Origin of the sequence: Paenibacillus ginsengihumi DSM 21568 (genome assembly GCF_000380965.1) — a bacterium.
GTDB classification, from domain to species: Bacteria; Bacillota; Bacilli; order Paenibacillales; family NBRC-103111; genus Paenibacillus_G; species Paenibacillus_G ginsengihumi.
The window spans coordinates 1-9,689 of record NZ_KB905650.1 but is presented as its reverse complement, the minus strand read 5'-3'; the positions used below and the strand labels follow the sequence as shown (position 1 = coordinate 9,689).

General features: G+C 55.2%; 4 protein-coding genes, 10 tRNA genes and 1 rRNA gene. All 15 read left to right on the top strand.

All coding sequences use genetic code 11. The features are described from left to right. Nucleotides 1-18 precede the first annotated feature (18 nt). Nucleotides 19-135, top strand: a 5S ribosomal RNA gene (rrf, locus tag F591_RS0125970). Nucleotides 136-141: 6 nt separating this feature from the next. Next, nucleotides 142-217: transfer RNA gene (locus F591_RS0125965), tRNA-Asn, on the top strand. 4 nt (nucleotides 218-221) lie between these two features. Then, a tRNA-Thr gene (locus F591_RS0125960) sits at nucleotides 222-297 on the top strand. Between the two features lie 3 nt (nucleotides 298-300). After that, nucleotides 301-372: transfer RNA gene (locus tag F591_RS0125955), tRNA-Glu, on the top strand. 72 nt (nucleotides 373-444) lie between these two features. After that, nucleotides 445-520: transfer RNA gene (locus tag F591_RS0125950), tRNA-Val, on the top strand. A gap of 13 nt (nucleotides 521-533) precedes the next feature. After that, nucleotides 534-605: transfer RNA gene (locus F591_RS0125945), tRNA-Gln, on the top strand. Nucleotides 606-640: 35 nt separating this feature from the next. Beyond that, nucleotides 641-716 (top strand) — tRNA-Lys (locus tag F591_RS0125940). Between the two features lie 285 nt (nucleotides 717-1,001). Then, on the top strand, nucleotides 1,002-4,184 hold the full coding sequence (locus F591_RS0125935; protein ID WP_026326917.1) for an efflux RND transporter permease subunit: 3,183 nt from the start codon (nucleotides 1,002-1,004) through the stop codon (nucleotides 4,182-4,184). A 275-nt stretch (nucleotides 4,185-4,459) separates the two neighbouring features. Further along, nucleotides 4,460-4,539 (top strand) — tRNA-Leu (locus F591_RS0125930). A 14-nt stretch (nucleotides 4,540-4,553) separates the two neighbouring features. After that, nucleotides 4,554-4,628, top strand: a tRNA-Gly gene (locus F591_RS0125925). 9 nt (nucleotides 4,629-4,637) lie between these two features. Beyond that, a tRNA-Arg gene (locus F591_RS0125920) sits at nucleotides 4,638-4,711 on the top strand. Between the two features lie 11 nt (nucleotides 4,712-4,722). Next, nucleotides 4,723-4,796: transfer RNA gene (locus F591_RS0125915), tRNA-Gly, on the top strand. Nucleotides 4,797-4,995: 199 nt separating this feature from the next. Then, a complete protein-coding gene (gene ppc / locus F591_RS0125910) occupies nucleotides 4,996-7,785 on the top strand; it encodes a phosphoenolpyruvate carboxylase (RefSeq protein WP_026326916.1) in 2,790 nt (929 codons plus the stop codon). A 327-nt stretch (nucleotides 7,786-8,112) separates the two neighbouring features. Next, a complete protein-coding gene (sigW, locus tag F591_RS0125905; protein WP_342665612.1) occupies nucleotides 8,113-8,685 on the top strand; it encodes an RNA polymerase sigma factor SigW in 573 nt (190 codons plus the stop codon). Nucleotides 8,686-8,764: 79 nt separating this feature from the next. Beyond that, nucleotides 8,765-9,373 (top strand): zf-HC2 domain-containing protein, encoded by a 609-nt coding sequence (locus tag F591_RS0125900; protein ID WP_019537489.1) that lies wholly within the window; start codon nucleotides 8,765-8,767, stop codon nucleotides 9,371-9,373. Nucleotides 9,374-9,689 lie beyond the last annotated feature (316 nt).

Sequence of the window (9,689 nt, the reverse complement as noted above, 5' to 3'; positions counted from 1 at the left end):
AGAGAACCTGAATACCCGTTTGGTGATGATGGCGGAAGGGAACCACGCGTACCCATACCGAACACGACCGTTAAGCCTTCCAGCGCCGATGGTACTTGGACCGAAGGGTCCCGGGAGAGTAGGACGTTGCCAAGCGGACATTCCCCGATAGCTCAGTCGGTAGAGCACTCGACTGTTAATCGAGTTGTCACAGGTTCGAGTCCTGTTCGGGGAGCCATTATGCTTCCATAGCTCAGTAGGTAGAGTGCATCCATGGTAAGGATGAGGTCACCGGTTCGATCCCGGTTGGAAGCTCCATTCGGCCCGTTGGTCAAGGGGTTAAGACACCTCCCTTTCACGGAGGTAACAGGGGTTCGAATCCCCTACGGGTCATTCCTTGATCCGCAAGGCGATCCGCGGCTGTCACAGCTCGGATCGTTGCTTTGCGAAAGCATGATGTGTCAGGGAGGCTTAGCTCAGCTGGGAGAGCATCTGCCTTACAAGCAGAGGGTCGGCGGTTCGATCCCGTCAGCCTCCACCATCATCATAGCTGTTGGGGATTAGCCAAGCGGTAAGGCAACGGACTTTGACTCCGTCATGCCTAGGTTCGAATCCTAGATCCCCAGTATATGGCCCCCAAGCTTTGGGGGCCCGCCTATGCGAGCCATTAGCTCAGTTGGTAGAGCACCTGACTTTTAATCAGGGTGTCGTAGGTTCGAGTCCTACATGGCTCACCATGAATTTGCTTTAACCATGCATGATTCATTCCCTTGCCATAATATCAATAGTAAAGACCTGATTTGGAGCAATATCGCTTTACGCGAAGATTGCCCAAGTCAGGTTTTTTGCTTTTCTTGAACTTTGGCAGTTGCCCCGCCGGTGGTTCTCCGATCCTCCGACAAAATCAAAGATTTTTTTTCATAAAATACGCTTCATGGTAAATGCTAAATGGCATACAAGTGATGAAGAATTCGCGCGTCATCGGCGTCGTTTTAGAAACGCAGCGGAGGAGAGACGGCATTTTGAAACGCGTTATCCAATTTTCACTGAATAATCCGTTTGCCTTATGGATCATGACGTTCATTATAACGGTGGCCGGCTTGTATGCCGGCATTCATATGAAGATGGAGACGATTCCCGACATTACGGTGCCTATCGTGAATGTGACGACGCCTTATCCGGGGGCAGAGCCCGAGGAAGTGGCGCTTCATGTTACAGAGGCTATCGAACGGCAGGTTCGCAGCCTGGACGGCGTGACCGTAGTATCCTCGCAGTCTTTCCAGAACGCTTCTTCCGTCGTCATCGAATACGATTATGACAAAGATATGGAAGAGGCGCAGCGGGAGGTTGAGGAGTCATTACGCGCATTACATCTGCCTGAGGGGGCCGGAGAGCCGTCCGTATCCCGGCTTAGCTTAAACGCATTCCCGGTGCTGTCTCTGAGCCTGTCCAATCCCCGGCAAAGCCTCCAGGAGCTGACGCAGACCGTCGAAGAACGAGTCGTTCCCTCCCTTAAGGGGCTAAAAGGGGTAGCCGATATCCAAATTTCCGGGCAGCAAGTACAGGAAGTCGAGCTGGAATTCCGAGGCGAAAAAATGAGAGAGCTCGGATTAAGCGAGGAAACTGTCAAAAGCATCATCCAAGGCTCGGCAATAACCGTTCCGCTGGGCGTCTTCGAATTTGGCAATACGGAGAAAGCCTTGCTGGTCGACGGGAACATCGTATCGGAGGAAGATCTTCGAAGCCTCCACATTCCATTAATTCCTTCGGGCACTGCCGGGGCGAGGCCGGAAGCGCAATCCATTGCCGCCGCACCCCAAGCAGCCGGTACACCGGCGGCGATTCCCCAGGCAGACGGATCTTCCGCAGCCGTGCCGACCGTCAAACTTGGCGACATTGCCGACATCCGCACCATAGGCAAAGCCGAATCGATCTCGCGGACGAACGGTCTGGAAGCCATTGGTCTGGCAATTGTCAAAGGTCCCGAGGCCAACACCGTCGAGGTCGTTCGGCTGGTAAAAAAAGAAGTCGCCCGCCTTGAGGCAGAGATTGAAGGTTTGACGGCCGTCGTGGTTCTCGACCAGGGGCAGCCGATTGAAGAATCGGTCCGTACGATGATGAGCAAAGCGCTGCTTGGCGCGGTGTTCTCTGTGATCATCATTTTGTTGTTCCTGCGCAATTTTCGCTCGACGATCATTGCTGTCATCTCTATTCCGCTGTCCATCCTGCTTGCGCTGCTGGGGCTTCAGCAGACAAGCATTACGCTTAACATAATGACGTTGGGCGCTATGACGGTGGCGATTGGCCGCGTCGTGGACGATTCGATCGTCGTCATCGAGAACATTTATCGCCGGATGACATGGGCCGAAGAACGTTTGTCCGGAAAACAGCTCGTACTTGAAGCGACGCGGGAGATGATCGTGCCGATCATGGCTTCGACGATGGTGACGATTGCGGTATTTTTGCCGCTTGGGCTCGTATCGGGGCCGGTCGGACAGATGTTCATGCCGTTCGCGCTGACGATTGTGCTCGCCCTGCTGGCTTCGCTGCTAATCGCTGTTACCATTGTGCCGATGCTGGCTTATACGCTGTTCCGCAAGGGCCTGGACGACGCGGGCTTAAGAAATACAAGCCGCAGATCGCGCCGAAGACACAAACCGCAGGGCAGGCTGGCGCAAGGATACAAGAGCGTGCTGGCCTGGTCGCTGAATCATAAAGCGGTTGCGTTCGGAGCCGCCGTTATTTTGCTTGCAGCGAGTCTTTTTACCGTACCGCTCGTTGGCACCAGCTTTATCGATACCGGAGCCGAGAAGATGATCATAGTTGCTTACAGCCCGGCGCCAGGCGAAACGCCGAAGCAAGTCGAGCAGCTTGCGCTGCAGGCGGAGGCCGCATTGCTGGGACGAGAAGGCGTCGAAGTGTTGCAGTATTCGGTCGGAGGGCAAAACCCGCTGAATCCCGGCGCATCGCGGCAAGCGCTGTTTTATTTGAAGTATGATCGCGACTATGCAAATTTTGCCGGGGAACAGCAGCAGATTATAGATAAGCTGAAAACCGTTGGAGGCAGCGGGGAATGGAAAAACGTGGACATGGCTGGGGGCGGAATGGGCGGCAGCAGCCTCTCCCTGCGAGTGTACGGCCCCGATATGGCTGCGCTGAAGCCGGTCGTCGATGAACTTGTTCGCCGACTTCATAGCCTCGCGTCGTTAACGAACATCGATTCAAGCATATCCGCCGTTTATGGGCAATACCGTGTTGTCGCTGACTCCGCGAAGCTAAGCCGGTTCGCCCTGACTGCCGGACAAGTGGCCGCCGCATTAAGCCCGGCGAGGGAGCGGCCTGTGCTGACGACGATTAAGAAGGACGCCAACAACGTGAACGTTTATGTGAAAGAGGTAGAGTTCCAATACTCGGGGCTGGCTGATTTGGAAAACGTCAAAATTCGCTCGCCGCTGGGCCTGGATGTTGCCTTGAAGGACGTGGCAGCGATCGAGGAAGGAGAGTCGCCGAACACGATATCGCGGCGCGGCGACAAAGTATACGCAGAAATCACGGCAGAGACGACGGCGAAAGACATCGGCGCCGTGTCGAGGGAGATGCAGGCCGCAGTCCGCGAAATGAAGCTTCCCGAAGGCGTTTCGGTGGAGCAGGGCGGGGTGACGGAGCAGCTCAACGAATCATTTTCCCAGCTGGGGATGGCCATGCTGGCAGCTGTAGCGATCGTCTACCTGATACTGGTCATTACCTTCGGCGGCGCAATCACGCCGTTCACCATCCTGTTCTCGCTGCCGTTCACCGTGATCGGCGCGCTGATCGGGCTGTGGCTGGCGGGAGAAACGATAAGCGTAACGGCCATGATCGGCATGCTGATGCTCATCGGCATCGTGGTGACGAATGCGATCGTCCTGATCGACCGCGTCATCCAGAAGGAGAAGGAGGGGCTCAGCGTCCGCGAAGCGCTGCTGGAGGCGGCGGGCACGCGCTTGCGGCCGATTCTGATGACCGCGCTCGCTACGATCGGCGCGCTGCTTCCGCTCGCTTTCGGCTTCGAGTCCGGCGCCCTCATTTCCAAAGGGCTGGGCGTTACCGTGATCGGCGGCTTGACGAGCTCGACGCTGTTGACGTTGATCATCGTGCCGGTCGTATACGAATGGCTGAACCGCGGCCGGAGAAGACGCCGGCGCCGCGAAGCTATCGCGGAATAAGGGGACTGAAGGCGCCGCTCTGCACGCTATTGCAAGCGGCGTTAGCTCCCGATGTTCCTACATTATGGCTATCTTGAAAATTTGGCGGTATACGCCGACAAAATTTCAACACCGAAGGTGACGACCGATGACGGCCGATGACGACAGGAATCGCTCGTCATAGGCGTCTTTCTTGAATGTGCCGAAACAAAATTCCACGAAAAAAATGTTGACTTAACCATATGATCTGTGATAGGATAAATTTTGTCGCCGATAAGAGGTGCGATGAACACCATGCGCGTATGGCGGAATTGGCAGACGCACTAGACTTAGGATCTAGCGGGAAACCGTGGGGGTTCAAGTCCCTCTACGCGCATCATCTTACGATTTGCGGAAGTGGCTCAGGGGTAGAGCATCGCCTTGCCAAGGCGAGGGTCGCGGGTTCGAATCCCGTCTTCCGCTCCATCAATGCATGTGCCCTTAGCTCAGCCGGATAGAGCGTTTGACTACGAATCAAAAGGTCGGGAGTTCGAATCTCTCAGGGCACGCTTGACTTTATGCGGGTGTAGTTCAATGGTAGAACTCCAGCCTTCCAAGCTGGTAGCGTGGGTTCGATTCCCATCACCCGCTCCAATATAGCAACCGGGAATGACCAGGAACCTGATTGACGAAGGTTCTTTTTTTGTGCATCCAGGAAAGGCAGCCGCGCAAGCGAACTTGCAGCGAGACTGCTTCTTTTTTTAGGAAAGAGCATAAATAGACTATATGACAGCGGGATAGTGTGCTAAAATATTCATTATGACTGCTAGTAGGATGGAGGATGGACGAAACGATGTCGGAATCAGTCAGCTTAATTAACAAGAATACATCCAACAATCTGCTGCGCCGGGACGTTCGGTTTTTGGGCCATATTTTAGGCGAAGTGCTCATGCACCAGGGCGGAGAAGAACTGTTTGGCATGGTGGAAAGAATAAGAGAGATGAGCAAGTCGCTGCGGGCGCAATACAGCCCCGAAATGTTCGCGGAGTTCAAGCAGACGATCAAGTCGTTGGCGCCGGAAATCCGCCATCAGGTGATCCGGGCTTTTGCCGTCTACTTTCAACTGATCAATATCGCCGAGCAAAATCATCGGATTCGCCGCAAGAGGGATTACGAGCGGACGGCCGGGGAGAATGTTCAGCCGGGCTCGATCGAGGATGTGGTGCGGGAACTGAAGGCTCAAGGAATCCCGGCAGACGAAGTACAGGAGATTATCCGCGGCATTTCGCTGGAGCTGGTCATGACAGCGCATCCGACGGAGGCGACGCGTCGCGCGCTGCTCGACATCCATCAGCGAATCGCAAACGATGTCATGGAGCTGGACAACCCGACATTGACGTTCCGGGAGCGGGAACAGCTGCGCGAGAAGCTGCTTGGGGAAGTCATTACGCTGTGGCAGACCGACGAGCTGCGCGACCGGAAGCCTACCGTTCAGGACGAAGTGCGCAACGGCTTGTACTACTTTGACGAGACGCTGTTTGACGTATTGCCGGAAGTGTACAAGGAGCTGGAAAGATGCCTCGGGAAGTATTATCCGGAGAGGAACTGGCATGTGCCGTCCTTCCTGAAATTCGGCTCCTGGATCGGCGGGGACCGCGACGGCAACCCTTCGGTAACTTCCGATGTGACCTGGGAGACGCTGACGATGCACCGCCGCCTCGCGCTGTACAAATACGAGCAGCTGCTGCGGGATTTGCTGAAGCATATGAGCTTTAGCAAAAATATCGTGCAGGTGACGGAAGAGCTGCTGGAGTCGATCCGGAAGGACAAGGAGCTCATCGATCTCCGTTCGGACGACGTATGGCGGAACGAGAAGGAACCGTATCGCATCAAGGTCAAGTATATGATCGAGAAAATTCGCAACGCGGGCAAGCCGTCCGTTCCCGCAAGCAAGAAATACAGCAATCCGGACGAATTTATGGCCGATCTGAACATCATCGACCGCAGCCTGCGCAATCATTTTGCCGACTTCATCGCCGATACGCATATCAAGAAGCTGATTCGCCAAGTGGAGCTGTTCGGCTTTCACCTGGCTACTCTGGATATTCGCCAGCACAGCAAAGAGCATGAATCGGCCATGGCGGAAATTTTGGCCAAGATGAGCATCTGCAGCAACTATGCGGAGCTGTCCGAGGAAGAGAAGATCAAGCTGCTGACGGATATTTTGAACGATCCGCGGCCGGTGACGTCGCCGTATCTGAACTACTCCGAGTCGACGCAGGAATGCCTCGAGGTGTACCGCGTCGTCAAGCGGGCGCACGAGGAATTTGGCCAGCGCTGCATAACGAGTTATCTGATCAGTATGACCCAGGGCGCCAGCGACCTTCTGGAAGTGCTCGTATTCGGCAAGGAAGCCGGACTGTATGTGCATGAGCCGGACGGTTCGATCACCTGTACGCTTCAGTCCGTACCTTTGTTCGAGACGATCGACGATCTGCATGCGGCTCCGGACATCATGAGGACGTTGTTCCGCATCCCGGCGTACCGCAATAGCTTGAAGAGCACGAACGAGCTGCAGGAAATTATGCTTGGCTATTCGGACAGCAACAAGGACGGCGGCGTGCTGACCGCCAACTGGGAGCTTCGCGTAGCGCTGCGTTCGATTACCGAAGCGGCGAAGGAATTCGGCGTGAAGCTGAAGTTCTTCCACGGCCGCGGCGGAGCGCTGGGGAGGGGCGGCATGCCGCTGAACCGCAGCATTTTGGCGCAGCCTGCCGATACGATCGGCGGGGGCATCAAGATTACGGAGCAAGGGGAAGTGCTGTCGTCCAGGTACTCGATGAAGGGAATCGCCTACCGCAGTCTGGAGCAGGCGACCTCGGCGCTGATCACCGGCGCGCTGACGGCCCGCAATCCGCATAACGACCCTTCGGACAAAGAGTGGGAGCATATCATGCGCCACATTTCGGAGAAAGCCCAGCAGAAGTATCAGGATCTGATCTTCCGCGATCCGGATTTTCTGGCGTTCTTCAAGGAATCGACGCCGCTGCCGGAGATCGGCGAGCTGAACATCGGCTCGCGCCCGACCAAGAGGAAGAACAGCGACCGGTTCGAGGATTTGCGCGCGATTCCGTGGGTGTTCGCGTGGACCCAGAGCCGCTACCTGCTGCCGGCCTGGTATGCGGCGGGACAAGGCTTGTACAGCTACTATCAAGATTCGCCGGAGAAGCTTGCCACTCTGCAAAATATGTACCGGAATTGGCCGTTCTTTCAATCGTTGATCGACAATGTGCAGATGGCCCTCGCCAAGGCCGACCTGCTGATTGCCAAAGAATACGGCTGCATGGTCAAGGACAAGCAGGCCGCCGAGCGCATTTTCAATCTGATCAAGGAAGAATACGAGCGGACGTCCGATCTTATTCTGCGAATTACCGGACAGCAGGAGATTCTCGACAACGTGCCGGTCATTCAGGAATCGATCCGGCTGCGCAATCCGTACGTCGATCCGCTCAGCTACCTGCAGGTTCAATTGCTGACGGAGCTGCGCCATTTGCGCGAACGGGGAGACGAGGATGCCGATCAGCTGCGGGAAGTGCTGCTGACGATCAACGGCATTGCTGCCGGTCTGCGCAATACGGGCTGACATCTGACGCGTCAAGCTGGAAAATCGGCCGGGACCCGGAAAGCCGCGGGTTCCGGTTTTTTCTTTAATATTCATGAATCCCTCGTCATCGGATGCCATCTTCGGTACGGAACATTCGCCGCCGGATTTCGCCTGGTGAGCTGGATGGGATGATGAGGTTTTTCCGGCCAAAGGCTATACAGAGGTTGTTGCGGTTTGGTATGCTGTTAATGGGAGCAGCGGGGGAAAAACGGCGGCAACGCCCCATGATCCGCCTGACTTTACGATGTAACGCGAATGCGCTTCATGCATGTGCTGTGCGTTTGGCCAAGGCTTGGAGGTAGGTCGGTGAATTCAATTGCAATAGATACCAGATTGGCCAGGCTGGCGAAGAGCGGGGACCGGGCCGCATTTGCCGAGCTGGTCGAGCTTTATAACGATAAAATATATCATTTGGCGTATCGGATGCTGCGCAACCGCCACGAGGCGGAGGAGATTGTGCAGGAGACGTTTTTGCGCGTGTATATGAACCTGGACAAGTACGACGAGCAGCAAAAGTTTTCTACGTGGATATACCGGATCGGCACGAATCTGTGCATCGACCGGCTGCGCAAGCGGAAGCCGAACTATTCCCTGGATGCGGAGATGTCGGACGGGGACGGCAACGACTGGTATTCGACGCTGCCGAGCGAGGAGGATACGCCGGCCGAGCAGCTGGTGCTGTCGGAGACGCAGCAGCAGATCCGGGCAACGATCGATACGCTGCCGGACAAATATAAAGCGGTCGTCATTTTACGCTACTTGCAGGACTTGTCCTTGCAGGAGATCAGCGAGGCGCTTTCGATGCCGGTTACGACCATCAAGACGAGACTGCACCGCGGCAGGGAATTTTTACGCAAAAAATTGGAGCAAATTTTATGACTCCGGGTGAAACATCTTTGCTTCTGGTTCGTATGGTAATACACAAGTCATTATGGATTGAAGAAAGGAGTGGCTCGCGATGGATTGCAAAGAAGCCCTCCCTTTGCTGCATGAATATTTGGACGGAGACTTGCAGCAGGTTGAAGCCGCGAAGCTGAAGCAGCATTTGGCGGAATGCGCCGGCTGCCGCAAGCGTCTGGCTCAATTCGAGAAGGTCGAGGCGTTAATCCAAGCGTGGCCGAAGCCCGAAGTGCCGGCCGATATGGCAAGCCGCATCATGCAGTCGCTCCCGCCGGCAAGAAGGAAGCCCTGGTATTCCTGGGTGCGCAGACACCCCGCGATTTCGGTCGCTGTCGTGTTTCTGATGGTGATGGCGGCGAGCTTTGCCTCATTATGGGACGAGGATAAGGAGCTTATGCTCAAGGGCGACGACCTTCAGGCTGTCGTCATCGAAGGCAATACGGTCATTGTGCCTGAAGGCAAGACGGTTACGGGGGATTTGACCGTGAAGGGCGGCAAGCTTCAGGTGGAGGGCGATGTCCAGGGCAATCTGGTCGTGATCGACGGGTCGGTCGTGATGGCATCGACGGCTCATATTTCCGGTCAGGTGAAGACGATCGACGAGGCGTTCAGTTGGGTATGGTTTAAGGTCAACGAGTTATTCGGTCAACTATCGAACTGGCAATAAGGTCATCGGTTCATATGGCGCGCAGATATAGTTCGTAACTCAACTTTCGCACCTAGAAAATCAATGTAAAACCAATTGTAGAGCGGGTTTAAGGTCTGTTGAATAGCCAGCTTGCCAAAATAGAAAAACACCGCTTCGTTTGGTAAAGTGAGAGTGACGACTTCCACTACCAGACAGAAGAGGTGTCTTCCATCATGATAGACCATCAGCCCGACCTGAATCAACTGCCAAACGAATTAAAGCCTGCTTTTCAAGAACTGAAAGTGCTGAAACATCTTCAACAAGCTGGATTCCGTAAGCGATTCGGCTTTAGCTG